Origin of the sequence: Micromonospora sp. NPDC048930 (assembly GCF_043197935.1) — a bacterium.
In the GTDB taxonomy this organism is placed as follows: domain Bacteria; phylum Actinomycetota; class Actinomycetes; order Mycobacteriales; family Micromonosporaceae; genus Micromonospora.
This window is the reverse complement of the sequence record NZ_JBICUB010000007.1, coordinates 69748-83583: the sequence shown is the minus strand read 5'-3', so window position 1 is coordinate 83583 and position 13836 is coordinate 69748. Positions and strand designations below refer to the sequence as shown.

The 13836-nt window shown below is 73.5% G+C and carries 14 protein-coding genes and 1 tRNA gene; 9 read left to right on the top strand and 6 right to left on the bottom strand.

All coding sequences use genetic code 11. The features are described from left to right. Positions 1–65 precede the first annotated feature (65 nt). From ACGFI9_RS19505 to ACGFI9_RS19490, 4 genes are all read left to right on the top strand, one after another. Positions 66–758, top strand: coding sequence for a response regulator (locus ACGFI9_RS19505; protein ID WP_393179529.1), 693 nt, complete (start codon positions 66–68; stop codon positions 756–758). Further along, positions 751–2208, top strand: a complete 1458-nt coding sequence (locus ACGFI9_RS19500; protein ID WP_393179527.1) for a sensor histidine kinase — start codon at positions 751–753, stop codon at positions 2206–2208. The genes ACGFI9_RS19505 and ACGFI9_RS19500 overlap by 8 nt, the downstream gene beginning before the upstream one ends. Before the next feature lie 58 nt (positions 2209–2266). Continuing rightward, on the top strand, positions 2267–2866 hold the full coding sequence (locus ACGFI9_RS19495) for a hypothetical protein (protein ID WP_393179525.1): 600 nt from the start codon (positions 2267–2269) through the stop codon (positions 2864–2866). A gap of 153 nt (positions 2867–3019) precedes the next feature. After that, positions 3020–3718 carry a glycosyltransferase family 2 protein gene (locus ACGFI9_RS19490; RefSeq protein ID WP_393179523.1) on the top strand — a complete coding sequence of 233 codons (699 nt, stop codon included), beginning with the start codon at positions 3020–3022 and terminating at the stop codon, positions 3716–3718. 16 nt (positions 3719–3734) lie between these two features. Here the strand turns inward: ACGFI9_RS19490 and ACGFI9_RS19485 are convergent, their stop codons facing one another. After that, entirely contained in the window at positions 3735–4619 is an 885-nt protein-coding gene (locus ACGFI9_RS19485; protein WP_393179521.1) for a transketolase family protein, read from the bottom strand. A gap of 2 nt (positions 4620–4621) precedes the next feature. Continuing rightward, complete coding sequence (locus ACGFI9_RS19480; RefSeq protein ID WP_393179519.1) at positions 4622–5317, bottom strand: transketolase; 696 nt, start codon at positions 5315–5317, stop codon at positions 4622–4624. A 46-nt stretch (positions 5318–5363) separates the two neighbouring features. On the opposite strand from ACGFI9_RS19480, the gene soxR reads away from it, so the two are divergent. Next, positions 5364–5831: a redox-sensitive transcriptional activator SoxR gene (gene soxR, locus ACGFI9_RS19475; RefSeq protein ID WP_393179517.1), complete on the top strand. Its 468-nt coding sequence runs from the start codon at positions 5364–5366 to the stop codon at positions 5829–5831. 4 nt (positions 5832–5835) lie between these two features. Here soxR and ACGFI9_RS19470 read toward each other — a convergent pair whose 3' ends face one another. Both ACGFI9_RS19470 and ACGFI9_RS19465 read right to left on the bottom strand, forming a co-directional pair. Then, on the bottom strand, positions 5836–6810 hold the full coding sequence (locus ACGFI9_RS19470; protein ID WP_393179516.1) for an NAD(P)H-quinone oxidoreductase: 975 nt from the start codon (positions 6808–6810) through the stop codon (positions 5836–5838). A gap of 9 nt (positions 6811–6819) precedes the next feature. Further along, entirely contained in the window at positions 6820–7359 is a 540-nt protein-coding gene (locus ACGFI9_RS19465; protein WP_393179514.1) for an AAA family ATPase, read from the bottom strand. Between the two features lie 98 nt (positions 7360–7457). Between ACGFI9_RS19465 and ACGFI9_RS19460 the strand changes: the two genes are divergently transcribed. Further along, positions 7458–7544, top strand: a tRNA-Ser gene (locus ACGFI9_RS19460). Between the two features lie 112 nt (positions 7545–7656). Further along, on the top strand, positions 7657–8190 hold the full coding sequence (locus tag ACGFI9_RS19455) for a YbhB/YbcL family Raf kinase inhibitor-like protein (RefSeq protein ID WP_393179512.1): 534 nt from the start codon (positions 7657–7659) through the stop codon (positions 8188–8190). A 51-nt stretch (positions 8191–8241) separates the two neighbouring features. Here the strand turns inward: ACGFI9_RS19455 and ACGFI9_RS19450 are convergent, their stop codons facing one another. Beyond that, on the bottom strand, positions 8242–8952 hold the full coding sequence (locus ACGFI9_RS19450) for a class I SAM-dependent methyltransferase (protein WP_393179511.1): 711 nt from the start codon (positions 8950–8952) through the stop codon (positions 8242–8244). Positions 8953–9162: 210 nt separating this feature from the next. Here ACGFI9_RS19450 and ACGFI9_RS19445 point away from each other — a divergent pair, with 210 nt between their 5' ends. Beyond that, positions 9163–10977 carry a hypothetical protein gene (locus ACGFI9_RS19445; RefSeq protein ID WP_393179509.1) on the top strand — a complete coding sequence of 605 codons (1815 nt, stop codon included), beginning with the start codon at positions 9163–9165 and terminating at the stop codon, positions 10975–10977. 20 nt (positions 10978–10997) lie between these two features. Here ACGFI9_RS19445 and ACGFI9_RS19440 read toward each other — a convergent pair whose 3' ends face one another. Then, positions 10998–11780: a hypothetical protein gene (locus tag ACGFI9_RS19440; RefSeq protein WP_393179508.1), complete on the bottom strand. Its 783-nt coding sequence runs from the start codon at positions 11778–11780 to the stop codon at positions 10998–11000. Positions 11781–12115: 335 nt separating this feature from the next. On the opposite strand from ACGFI9_RS19440, the gene ACGFI9_RS19435 reads away from it, so the two are divergent. Next, entirely contained in the window at positions 12116–13645 is a 1530-nt protein-coding gene (locus ACGFI9_RS19435; RefSeq protein ID WP_393179506.1) for a peptide deformylase, read from the top strand. Positions 13646–13836 lie beyond the last annotated feature (191 nt).

The following is a 13836-nucleotide window of genomic DNA, read 5'->3' as shown; positions in this document are numbered from 1 at the left end:
CCTCTTACCGAATCCGAACATTCCCCTGCCGTCCCCCGCGCCCGTCGGTCGGTAATCATGGGCCGGTGACCGCCGACAACGCACCGCGCGGGCTCGTCCTCGTGGTGGAGGACGAGCCGGCCATCGCCGACCTGGTCCGGCTCTACCTGACCCGGGACGGCTTCGGCGTACACCTGGAACGGGACGGGGTGGCCGGCCTGGCCGCCGCGCGGCGGCTGCGCCCGGTGGCCTGCGTGCTCGACATCGCGCTGCCCGGCCTGGCCGGCACCGAGATCTGCCGCAAGCTGCGCGAGGCCGGCGACTGGACCCCGGTCATCTTCCTCACCGCCCGGGACGACGAGGTCGACCGGATCGTCGGCCTGGAACTGGGCGCGGACGACTACGTGACCAAGCCGTTCAGCCCTCGCGAACTGGTCGCCCGGGTCCGGGCCGTGCTGCGCCGCACCGCCGGCGCGCCCGCCGGGGCCGAGCAGCCCCGGGTGGTCGGCCCGGTCACCCTCGACCCGGCCCGCCGGACGGTCACCGCGGCCGGCGCCCCGGTCCAGCTCACCTCCACCGAGTTCGACCTGCTCGCCCACCTGATGGCCCGACCCGGCCGGGTGTTCACCCGGGAGGAGCTGCTCGCCGGCGTCTGGGGGTACGCCGCGCACGCCGGCACCCGGACCGTGGACGTGCACGTGGCGCAGGTCCGGGCCAAGCTCGGCGCGGCCAGCGTGATCCGTACCCACCGCGGCGTCGGGTACGCGGCCGATGCCTGAGCCCGCCCACCAGCCCACCGTCGCGCTGCCGGTGATCGGGCCGCGCCCGACCCCGACGCCACCCCGGCGCGGCTTCGCGCACACCCTGACCGCCCGCGCGGTGCTGGTCACCTGCGCGGTGGCCCTGGTGTCGGTGCTGGTCACCGCGCTGGTCGCGGTCCCCCTGGCGGTTCGCGGCGCCGAGCGACGCGACCAGGCGGCGCTGGCCGCCCAGGCCCGGCTCGCCGCCGACGTGCTCCGCGTCCGCGCGGTACGCCAGCGGGACACCGCCGGGGAGCGGCTCATCCGCCAGCTCCGCCAGCAGGACATCGAGGTGTACGTGGTCCGGGCCGGCCAGGTGGACCGGTCGGGCCTGCCCCGGCAGGTGGTGAACCGGATCGCCGCCGGGCGGGACGTCTCCGGCCGACGCCTGGTCGACGGCCGGCGGACCCTGGTCGAGGGGCGGGCGCTCCCCGGCGGCGACGGCGTCGTGCTGACCCGGGCCACCACCAGCGGCCCCTGGCGGCAGGTGTTGCTCAGCCTCTGGTTGCCGCTGCTCGCCGGGCTCGCCGCCGGGGTGGGTGCCGGCCTGCTGCTGGCCCGCCGGCTGGCCCGGCCGATCCGGGTCGCGGCGGGCGCCGCCGCGCGGCTGCGCGCCGGGGACCGGGCGGTCCGGGTGCCGGTCGAGCCGCCCGACGAGGTCGCCGACCTGGCGTACGCGCTCAACGGGCTGGCGGCCGCGCTGGCCACCAGCGAGGGGCGGCAGCGGGAGTTCCTGCTCTCCGTCTCGCACGAACTGCGCACCCCGCTCACCGCCATCCGGGGCTACGCCGAGGCGCTCGCCGACGGGGTGATCGACGCGGACGGGGTGCCGGACACCGGCCGGACCATGCTGGCCGAGGCCGAGCACCTGGACCGGCTGGTCAGCGACCTGCTCGCGCTGGCCCGCCTGGAGGCCGCCGACTTCCCGCTGGAGCCGGGGCCGGTCGACCTGACCCGGCTCGCCGCCGACGCGGAACGGACCTGGTCCGACCGGTGCGCGGCGGTCGGGGTGCCGTTCCGGGTGGAGGTGCCGGACGGGCCGGTGCCCGCGTACACCGATCCGGGACGGATCCGGCAGGTGGTGGACGGGCTGCTGGAGAACGCGCTGCGGGTCGTACCCCCGGGGGCGCCGGTGGTGCTCGCGGTCCGCCCGGCCGGCGCCGACCCGGCCGCCGGCGGCGTCGTGGAGGTCCGCGACGGCGGACCCGGCTTCACCGACGACGACCTGGCGGTGGTGTTCGAGCGCGGCGCGCTGCACCAGCGGTACCGGGGGGTGCGCAAGGTGGGCAGCGGGCTGGGCCTGGCGCTCGCCGCCGGGCTCGTCCGCCGGCTCGGCGGCGAGATCGCCGCCGGGCACGCCCCGGAGGGCGGCGCGGCCTTCACCGTCCGGCTGCCCGCCGATCCTTACCTGATCCGAACATCCGCCTGACGCTCCGCTCGCCCGGGTGGGGGAGGCTGGGGTCACCACGGACGAGAGAGGACAACCGATGGCACGTCAGGGAATCGTCACCGGCGTCACCGCGCTGTTCGCGGCGGCCGCGCTCGGCCTCGCCGGTTGCGCCCCCGCCCAGGTCGCGCAGGGCACGGCGAAGGAGACCGCGGTCGAGGTGGCCGCCGCCATGGGGGTGGACGGCCAGGCGCTCGCGGCGATGGGCTTCGACGCCGCCGACCTGGACGTGGACCCGGTCGCCGACCCGGCCCCCTCGGCCTCGGCCGGTGCCCAGGACAAGCGGGGCGAGCGGGGCGAGCGGGGCCAGGAGTGGCGCAAGCGGCACCGGGCCCGGGTGCTGCTGCGGAAGAACATCCTGCACGGCGAGGTCGTGGTGCAGACCAAGGACGGCGACCCGAAGACCGTCGCCGTGCAGCGCGGCCAGGTGACCGCCATCGACGATCGGTCGATGACCGTCAAGTGCGCCGACGGGTTCACCATGACCTGGACGTTCGACGAGAAGCTGCGGGTGATCGAGCGCCGCACCACCGTGCGGTCCAGCGACATCAAGGTCGGTACGACGGTCGGCGTGGCCGGCGCCAAGGACGGCGACGGCGGCGTGGCGCGGCTGATCGTGGTCCCGTTCAAGCAGCAGTGAGCCGGCGAGGGCGGCCGTTCCGGAGGGGCGGCCGCCCTCGTCCACGTCCGTCCCCGACAAGACCTTGACAAAGCTCCGGGCGCTGCACTCACCGTGGTGAGGACCTGCCAGGTTAGGCTAGGGCCGACTTACCGTCGCCACCGTGGAGAACCCGTGAAGCTCTCGATCCTCATGCCGGTCTACAACGAGGAAGAACGCATAGCGGATGCCCTCAAGCAGGCATTGGCGGTGGACTACCCGTGCGAGATCGAACTCGTCGTCGTGGACGACGGCAGCCGGGACGGCACCGCCGAGGTCCTCGGCCGGGTCGACGACGCGCGGTTGCGGGTCATCACCCACCAGCGCAACGCGGGCAAGGGGGCGGCGATCAAGACCGCCGTCGACAACGCCGAGGGTGAGTACATGGTCATCCTCGACGCCGACCTCGAGTACGACCCGCAGGACATCCCGAAGCTGCTGGAGCCGGTGCTCGACGGCCGGGCGAAGGTGGTCTACGGCAATCGCACCTTCGGCAGCCACAGCGCCTACAGCTTCTGGTACGTGATCGGCAACAAGGGCGTCACGACCGTGGCGAACGTGCTCTACAACTCCTACATCGGCGACCTGGAGACCTGCTTCAAGCTGATGCCGTTGGAGCTGTACCGGTCGCTCGAGATCCGGTCCCGGGGCTTCGGCATGGAGGCCGAGGTCACCGGCAAGCTGCTGCGCCAGCGGATCCGCCCGTACGAGGTCCCGATCAGCTACCGCGCCCGGGGCCGCGAGGAGGGCAAGAAGATCACCTGGAAGGACGGCGTCGAGGCGGTCTGGATCCTGGCCCGCGAGCGGGCCCGCCGTCGCCCGGTCACCCGCTGACGCCGTCCCTCCCCGCTCACCCGGCCGGGGCCAGGAACGCGTCGACCGAGCGGCGCAGGCCGGCGGCATCCAGGCCGTGCCAGCGGTCGTGGTCCTCCGCCGTGCCGTAACGGCGCAGGTCCGCGCGCCCCACGCCGAGGGCGAGCAGCCGGTGCGGCCGGTCGGCCAGCGCCGCGCCGACCACCCGGGCCGAGGTGCCCGCCAGGTACGGCTCGACCAGGATCACCTCGGTGCCCGCGAGCGCCCGCAGCCCGGCGGTGTCGAACGGCCGCGGCCGATGGGTGTACGCCACGGTGACCGGCCGGTCGGCGACCGCAGCGAGCGCCTGGTCCAGCAGCGGCCCGACCGCCACCAGCAGTGGCGCGCCCGGTCCGGCGTCCCGGACCACCCGCAGGTCGCCCGCGTCCCGGTACGCGGTCCCGTTGCTCTGCGTGGAGAGCCGCACGTACGCCGAGTCGTCGCCGCACACCACGTCGCGCAGCACCCCGGGGACCTCGTCCCGGTGCCCGGGCACGTGCACCGTCCAGTCGCGCAGCGTGTCGATCAGCGCCACGTCGGCCGGCGCGAGGTGGGTGCGTCCCGCCGCCGCCCGGTCGTACGACGCGCCGACGCTCACCAGCACCGCCCCCACCCCCTGATGGTCGAGGTCCAGCTTGAGCTGCTCGTACGCCCGCTCGACCAGGAACGGCGCGTAGCTGTGCACGATCGGGCGCAGCCCGGTCAGCGCGAGCCCACCGGCAACGCCCACCATGAGCTGCTCCCGGATGCCGACGTTGAGCACCCGGTCAGGGTGGCGCGCGGCGGCCGGGGCGAACGCGGCGGCGGAGATGTCGGCCAGCACGATCGCGGTCCGCGGGTCGTCCAGGAAGCCGGTGGCGGTGGTCACGAAGGTCTCGCGCATGGTCACTTCCCCTGATCGGTGACGACCGCGACGACGACGTGCGGCCGGTGCTGGTCGTGCCCGGTGAGGGCGGTGTGCAGGGCGTCGTGGTCGCGGCCGTCGACGGTCGCGGCGGTCCACCCGTTGACGGTGAACCGGCTGGCCGCGCCGCCCGGCCAGCCGTGGCTCGCCGACCGGTTGTCCAGCACGATCGCGGTGAGGTTGCCCAGGCCGGTCGCGCCCGCGTACGCGATCGCCTCATGGTTGGAGCCCTCGTCCAGTTCGGCGTCGCCGAGCAGCACGTACACCCGGGGGTCGAGCCGTCCCTGGGCGCGCAGGCCCAGCGCGGTGCCCACGCCCAGCCCGAGGCCGTGACCCAGCGACCCGGACCCGATCTCCACCCCCGGCACCAGCACCCGGTCCGGGTGGTCGCCGAGCCGACTGTCCGGACCGCCCTGGTCGTCCAGCCACTCCACCGGCACGAAGCCCTTCGCGGCGAGCAGCGCGTAGTAGCCGGCGACGGCGTGCCCCTTGGAGAGCAGGAACCGGTCCCGGTCCGGGTCGTCGACGGTCTCCGGGGTGACCCGGAGCACCCGGTCGTAGAGCACCTGGAGCACGTCCAGCGTCGAGTACACGTTCGCGCCGAAGTCACGCCCGGCGCGCACCCGATCCAGCAGTGCCGCCAGGAGAGCGGGATCGGTGGCGGTTGTCGTCGTCATGCGGATAGCCTCGGAGTTGAAGCGCACTTCAACTCAAGGCCCTGTGATGCACGAAGCAACCCTGACCATCGGACAGCTCTCCGCGCGCAGCGGGGTGGCCCCCTCCGCGCTGCGCTACTACGAACGGCTGGGACTGATCCGGGCCGAGCGCACCGGCGGCAACCAGCGCCGGTACGCCCGCACCGAGCTGCGCAGGGTGGCGTTCGTCCGGATCTCCCAGCAGGTCGGCGTCTCGCTGGAGGAGATCAAGGAGGCGCTCGACTCGCTGCCGTCCTCGCGTACGCCCACCCCGGACGACTGGGCCGCCCTGTCCCGCGCCTGGCGGGACCGGCTGGACGAGAAGATCCGGCTGCTCGGCAAGCTCCGCGACGACCTGGACGGCTGCATCGGCTGCGGCTGCCTGTCGTTGCAGCGCTGCACCCTCTACAACCCGGGCGACACACTCGCCGCCGAGGGGCCGGGCGCGCGGCTGATGCTGCCCCGCACGGCGGAGCTGGACGGCGACGCGGCCTGACCGGTCACCGGACCAGCAGCACCTTGCCCAGGTGCTCGTTGGTCTCCACCAGGCGGTGCGCGTCCGCGGCGTCGGCCAGCCGCGCCCGCGCGTGCACGATCGGCCGCACCGTGCCGGCCTCGACCAGCGGCCACACCTGCTCGCGTACGCCCCGGACGATCTCCGCCTTCTCGGCCGGCGGGCGGGAGCGCAGGGTCGTCGCGTGGACCGAGGCCCGCTTCGCCAGCAGGACGCCCAGGTCCAGCTCGCCCTTGCGGCCGCCCTGCATGCCGATCACCACCAGCCGCCCCCCGGTGGCCAGCGCCGCCACGTTCCGCGGCAGGTACGCGGCCCCCATGATGTCGAGGATCACGTCGGCGCCCCGGCCGTCGGTCACCCGGGTGACCTCCTCGACGAAGTCCTGCTCCCGGTAGTCCACGGTGTGCGCGGCGCCCAGCTCGCGCAGCCGCTCGTGCTTCTCCGCCCGCGCGGTCGCCACCACGGTCGCACCCAGCGCCACGCCGAGCTGGACGGCGAAGGTGCCGATCCCGCTGCCGCCACCGTGCACCAGCAGCGTCTCGCCCTTCGCCAGCCGGGCGAGCTGGACCACGTTCGACCAGACCGTGCAGGCGACCTCCGGCAGCGCCGCGGCGTCCACCAGGTCGACCCCGGCCGGCACCGGCAGCAGCTGCCCGGCCGGCACCGCCACCCGCTCGGCGTACCCACCGCCGGCCAGCAGCGCGCAGACTTCCTGCCCGACCGCCCACCCGGTCACCTCGGCGCCGACCTCGGTGACCACCCCGGAGCACTCCAACCCCGGGTACGCGGGCGCGCCCGGCGGCGGCGGGTAGTGCCCCTGCCGCTGCAGCAGGTCCGCCCGGTTCACCGCGCTGGCCCGCACGTCCACGACCACCTCGTCGGGGCCCGGCTGCGGATCGGGCACCTCCGCCCAGACGAGGGCCTCCGGTCCGCCGGGCTTCGGGATCGTCATCGCGTGCATGGCCCAGTCTTACCCGATCCGCCCCTCCGTCCACGCCCGGGCCACGATCTCGTCCACCGTCTCCGCCGGCGTCTGCGCCGAACTGTCCAGCCACAGCCCGATCCGGGGCGTGTCGGCCCGGAACCCGGCGTCCAGGTCGGCGACCGGCCAGTCGCCGTACCCCTGCTTGGACCGGCCCCGCTCGCGGGCGGCGACCACCTCGGCGTCGGGAGCGAGCACCACCACGGCGAGCGGCCGGTGCCGGATCCGGTTGACCATGGCCGGCAGTTCGGCGCCGAGCACCACGTCCTGGAGCACGACGGTGAAGCCCTCGGCCGCGTAGCGGTCGGCGGCCGCGGCGGCGAGGTCGTAGCGGAGCCGGAGCTGGCGCCACGCCTCCGGGGAGAGCTGCTCGGTCATCTCAGCCCGCCCACCGACGATCATCCGGCGGAACACGTCACCGCGCAGGTGCACCGACCGGGGCAGCCGCCGGGCCAGCAACTCGGCCACTGTGGACTTGCCGGCGGCCATGATCCCGCTGATCAGCACCACCGCCGGCGTCTCCCACACGCGCCCATGGTGCCAGTGGGGGTGGGACGCCGGCTCGCCCGGTGAGGGGTCCGTGGCAGACTATGCACGGCCGCGTGCCCCTGCCGGGGACGCGTCCGGGAGGGTTCGCCTAGTGGCCGATGGCGCTGGTCTTGAAAACCGGTAGGGCGGCAACGTCCTCGTGGGTTCGAATCCCACACCCTCCGCCTTGTGAGTTGTCGCGCGGTAGCGGACACGACGTGCATTCGGTTCGTTCCGGGGCGCGGAGGGGGTATGAAGGGGCGCAGGAATTCGCGCGCACCCGGAAGGACCGTTTCGATGACCCTGGAACGACCGATCGCCCCGGACCCGTACGAGCTGCTGCCGACGGTGCCGTCGTTCACCCTGACCAGTGACGACGTGCACAACGGCGAGCCGATGGACGCGCGGTACGCGCACGGCAGCGCCGGCGGCGAGAACGTCTCCCCGCAGCTGTCCTGGTCGGGCTTCCCGGACGAGACCAAGAGCTTCGTGGTGACCTGCTTCGACCCGGACGCCCCGACCGGCAGCGGCTTCTGGCACTGGGTGCTGGTGGACGTGCCCACCTCGGTGACCGAACTGCCCAGCGCGGTGAAGGAGAGCGACCTGGGTGGCGCCTTCAGCATCCGCAACGACTACGGCGACACCGGCTACGGCGGTGCGGCCCCGCCGCCCGGCGACCGCCCGCACCGGTACGTCTTCGCCGTGCACGCGGTGGACGTGGAGCGCCTCGACGTGGGCAAGGACGCCAGCCCGGCCTTCGTCGGCTTCAACCTGGCGTTCCACACCCTGGCCCGGGCGGTCATCCGCCCGACGTACCAGATCAAGGACTGACCGGACTCGACGAAGGGCCCCCGGAGCATCCGGGGGCCCTTCCTCGTACGGTCAGGCAGGGACGCGGGCGACGGCGAAGACGGACTGGCCGAACGGCGGGCGCACGGCCTGCTCGGCCGCCTTGGTGGCGGGTAGGACCAGGGTGTCGTAGATCTTCACCATCGGGCCCTCCTTCGGCATCAGCCGGAAGACCTTGGTGGCCATGAAGTAGCCGATCAGGCCGAGCGCGTTCGCGTAGTGGATCTTCTCCACGATGAGGCCGGCCTCGGTCATCGCCGCGGCGAGCGTCTTCTTCGTGTAGCGCCGGACGTGGCCGGTGGCGATGTCGGCGGGGCTCATCGCGAACTGGAACGCCGGCACGATGATGATCACCGCGCCGCCGGGGCGGACCAGGTCGCGCATGCTGCGCAGCGCGCCGACGTGGTCCTCGATGTGCTCCAGCACGTTGTACGACACGGCCGCGCTGTAGTCGCCGCGCTCGGAGTGCGGCAGCAGCATCTGCCGGACCTCGACGGTGGGGTGCTCGACCAGCCGCTCCTTGAGCCGGACCAGCCGGTCCGGGTCCGCCTCGGTGGCGGTGATCCGGGGCACGTGCTCGGACCACTCCAGGGCGTAGTCACCCAGGCCGCTGCCGATCTCGATGGGGTTGTCACCGAGGTAGGGCACGGCCAGCTCGACGAACCACCTGCGGTGGTTGACCGCCGTAGCCAGACCTTCGAGCACCTCCGACTGGACGCGCTGATCCCCAGTGATTTCTGCCATGCGTCGATTCCTCACGATATGACTGACCCGCGCCTGGACCGACAGAGTCAACCATCTGGATGGCTGGTGTGGAAATCGGGGCACCGGGGGTGGCCGAATTGCGGTCGGGGGTGGGCACGTGATCGGCGGTCGGCGAACCCGGCACATAGTACGCCAGTACCCCGAAACATGTCACGGCCCTGCCATACCCTGACTACGCTCTGAATTGTCATGACTACTCCTCAATCGGACGCCGCCGCCGGCGGGGCCGCCGCCGAGGGTGTGCCCGACGAGGGCGAACGGTGGGCGCGCGGGCGGTGGATCGACCTCGCCGCCGTGCTCAGCTTCCTGCTGCTGGCCTTCTGCGTGACCGTGCGCTTCTGGGTGAGCCCCGACGCCGGGGTCCGGGACAACCGCTCCGACCAGGCGCAGTTCGAATGGATGATGGCGCACGGTGCGCGGGTCGTGACGCATTTCGCCGATCCTTTCACCACCGACCGGATGAATGTGCCGGACGGCGTGAATCTAATGGCGAATACGTCCGTATTATCCATTTCACTGCCAATGACGCCGATCACCGTCGGGTTCGGGCCGCGCTGGGCATTCCTGGTCTTTCTCACCCTCGGAATGGCCGCCACCGGCGTCGCGTGGTACTTCGTCCTTTCCCGGGTGCTGATCGGTGCCCGGGGACCGGCCTGGCTCGGCGCCGGCTTCTGCGCCTTCGCGCCGGCGATGGTCTCGCACGCCAACGCCCACCCCAACATCGTCAGCCAGTTCGTGGTGCCGTTGATCGTCTGGCGCACCCTGCGCCTGGCCGAGCCGGGCCGGTGGCTGCGCAACGGCGTGCTGCTCGGCCTGGTGATCGTCTGGCAGGCGTTCCTCAACCTGGAGATCCTGCTGATGACGGCGATCGGGCTGGGCGTGGTGGTGCTCGCGCTCGCCGTCGGCCGGCCAGAACTGCGCCGGGCGGCCCGCCCATTCTGCGCCGGACTCGTGGTCGCCGCCGTCCTGTCCGGCGTGTTGCTGGCCTACCCGTTGTACGTGCAGTTCTTCGGGCCCGGCGCGTATCAGGGGCTGTCCCGGCTGATCCGGGGCTACCGGACCGACCTCGCCTCGTTCGTCGCCTGGTCCCGGGAGTCCCTGGCCGGTGACGCCCGCGGCAGTGTGTGGCTGGCCAAGAACGCCACCGAGGAGAACGCCTTCTTCGGCTGGCCGCTCGCCGTCCTGGTGGTCGCGCTGGTCGGGTGGCTGCGGCGGAACGTCGTGGTGCTCGCGCTGGCCGGGGTCGGGCTGCTCTTCGCCGTCTTCTCCCTCGGCCGGGAGATCCGCTACGACGGGCACGACACCGGCATCCCCGCGCCGTGGGCCGCGCTGGAGCACCTGCCGATCCTGCACTCGGTGGTGCCCACCCGCTGGTCGCTGGCGCTCACCCCGATCGTCGGGGTCCTGCTCGCCTTCGGCGCGGAGCACGTCCGGCAGCTCACCCGGCGGCACCCGGCCGCCCGGCGGCAGATCCGGTTCGCCACCGCCACCGTGCTGGCCATGGCGCTGCTGCCGATCCTGCCCACCCCGCTGCCCTCGGTACGCCTCGACCCGATCCCCGCCTTCGTGACCTCCGGGGCCTGGCGGCCGTACGTGGCCGGCGGGCACAGCATCGTGACGCTGCCGCTGCCCGACACCAACTACCCCGACCCGCTGCGCTGGTCCGCGGACACCCGGCTGGACCTGCCCCTGGCCCGGGGCTACTTCCTCTATCCGGACACCCGGCCAGGAAAGGGGCGGGTGGCGCTCTTCACCGCTCCGCCGCGTCCCACGAGCACCTTCTTCACCACCATCCGGACCACTGACGCGGTGCCACCGATCACCCCCCAGGACCAGGTGGCCGCGGTCGACGACCTGCGCTACTGGCGGGCCGGCGCGGTGATCCTCGACCCCCGGCTGCGACAGGCCGACGCGCTGCGGCGGGGGATGACGGGGCTGACCGGCATCGACCCCAGGTACACCGGCGGGGTCTGGCTCTGGGACGTCCGCCCGCTGGTGGACTGAGCGGCGGGCGGCCGGGACGCTCAGGCCGGGCCGAGGCAGCAGCCCTGGCAGATCTTCGGCCGGGGCAGGGTGAAGGCCAGGCAGCAGGTCCGCCGCTGCACGGTCGGCTCGCCGGCCGGGCCGGGTACCAGCTCCACCAGGTCGTCCAGGTCGAGCGCGGCGAGCAGCGTCCCGATCGTCTCGGCGGCGGAGCCGGGAAGGGCGTCCGAGGCACGCAGGACGCCGTGCGCGATGCCCGAGGCGACCGAGCCGAGCAGCGTACGCGTGCCGAGCCGGACCTCGGTCTGGATGGCCGCGATCAGCGGCGCGAAGTGGGCGTCGAGCAGCGTGGCGCGCAGCGCGCCGAGCAGCGCGGCCTCGTCGGCCACCACCCGCACGTCCGGGTGGCCGGCCAGCGCCAGCGGGTCACCGGGCAGCACGGCGATCGTGGTCGAGCGGCGCAGGCCCAGGGTGAGCAGCTGGTGGTGGTCCTCGAAGTGGATCAGAACGTCGGCCGGATCGAGCAGCGGCACCCGCCGGGCGGAGGCCCAGCCGAGCACCACCGGCAGCGCCGTCCAGTAGCTGTACGACTTCCAGGCCAGCGCGGCGCAGGCGTGCGGCGTGCCGCCGAAGCGCCGGGTGGCCGCGCGCAGGAACTCCGGCAGCAGGGTGCCGTCGATCAGCCGGGTCGCCGGGGACCAGCGGGCCTCGTCGGTGGTGACCAGCAGGCCGGGCGCGAGCCCGGGCAGGTCGTCGGTGCCGAACATCGCGCGCAGGGTGGCGGTGATCGGGGCGAGCGGCGTGGCGACGTCACGCGTCGGCATCACCGCAGTCACCTTGATCCGTCCCCTGTCTGGTGGTCGCCACCGGTCGGCACCCGTTGCCGGCTCGAACTAAGGCTAGCCTAACCACAGCTTCCGGTCGGGGGGAAGTCGACCCAGGGGTGGTCGGATGAGGTCCCGATCACTCCGCGGCCCGTCGTCGCGTGCCGCGTATTACCCGGCCGGGCGGGCGGAAAACACCGGCGGAGGGGTGGGCGGGCCGCGCAAGCATCGACGTTTACCGCTGAATTGTCAAGATGAGTGTCGAATACGAGGCAGTTTCCGTACACGTTCGGCCACTGAACGTGAAAATGGTGCTCCCGCGTACGAGGAAGCCGATGTCGACCTCACCCATCGAGCGCGCCGCCGACTCGTTCGCGGCCGAGCTCGCCCGGCACCGCACCGGCCGAGGGCTGTCCAAGAAGCAGTTGGCGACCCTGATGGGCTTCGACCCGTCGTACGTCAGCCACGTCGAGGGGCGCCGGCACCGGCCCACCGAGGACTTCGCGCGCCGGGCCGAGGCCGTCCTGGAGGCCAGCGGCGCCATCTGGCAGCGCTTCCGCGAGTACGACGAACTGCGGCACGGCCGCTCCGGGGGCAACCACCGCGAACCGTCGATCCCCGGCCAGTGGCTGCCGCCCGGCACCGGACTGGTGGTCGAGCGGGAGTCCGCCACCCTCACCTACACCGACGAGAGCTACCACTGCGTCATCCGGCGCGAGCTCTACAACGCCGGCACCGAACCGGTCACCCGCTACCTGGTCCGGGTCGCCGTCGACCGGTACCCCAACGATCCGGGCCGCTCCAACCGGCACCACCGGGAACACCCGCTCACCTTCGCCGAGCTGCAACTGGCGGCGTACCGCGACGACGGGGGCACCCGGGAGCCGATGCACTGGCGGGCCAAGCACGACCGGGACGCGTTCAAGGAGATCTGGCTGCTCTTCGAGAACGCCGAGGGTCGCTTCCCGCTCTACCCCGGCGACCGGGTCACCATCGAGTACGCGTATCGGGTCGGCCGGGACAAGTGGGGCCCCTGGTTCCAGCGCGCCGTACGCCTGCCCACCCGGCACCTGTCCGTCCGGCTCGACCTCCCCGCCGACCTCGACCCCAAGGTGTGGGGGGCGGAGACCTCCCTCTCCTCCGAGGAGGGGCCGCTGCGTACCCCGATCCACCGGCGCGACGAGGGCGGCCGGGTGCTCTTCGACTGGGCCACCGACGACCCGCCGCTGAACGCGCGCTACCGGATGCAGTGGCGGTTCCGCAGCCCGCCACCCGACACCGAGCCGGACGGTCCCGGTCCGGGCGCCCGGGTGCGGGCCAGCGACCGGATGCGCGGCATCGGCATCGTGCAGCGCGGCGACGACCGGCTCCGGCAGCCCGCCCGCCAGTTCGACCTGCCCCGCGAGGAACGCGTCGCGCGCGAGGTCGTCGACCGGCTCACCGCCATCCTGGTCCGCCTCGACGAGCTGCATCCGTTCAGCAAGGGCGTGGGCATCGCCGCGCCGCAGCTCGGGCACGCCTGGGCCGCCGCCGTGGTCCGCCCCGCCGACCGCGCCGCCGAGCCCGTCGTCCTGCTCAACCCCCGGGTGGTCGACACCGCCGCCGAGACCGACGAACAGTACGAGGGCTGCCTCTCCTTCTTCGACCACCGCGGCCTGGTGCCCCGGCCGCTGCGGATCGACGTGGAGCACGCCCAGTGGGACGGCAGCCGCATCATCACGTCCTTCGAGTACGCGATGGCCCGGCTGGTCGCGCACGAGATCGACCACCTGGAGGGGCACCTGTACGTCGACCGGATGGCCCCCGGCGTCCCGCTGGTCCCCGTCGAGGAGTACCGCGACACCGGTCACCCCTGGCGCTACTGACCGGCGCCGGCAGATTCCGGTACGCGGGCCGGTTGCCGGCCCGGCCCGCGCACCGGCGAACGGGGGGCCGGGGCGCGGGCCCCCCGGGGGCCGGGGCCGCGGCCCCGGGGCGGGGGGGGGAACGCGAAGGGGGGCCGCACGTGGGGTACCCGCGGTTTTTCCGCCGGGGGGGGGGTGGGGCGCGCGCCCGC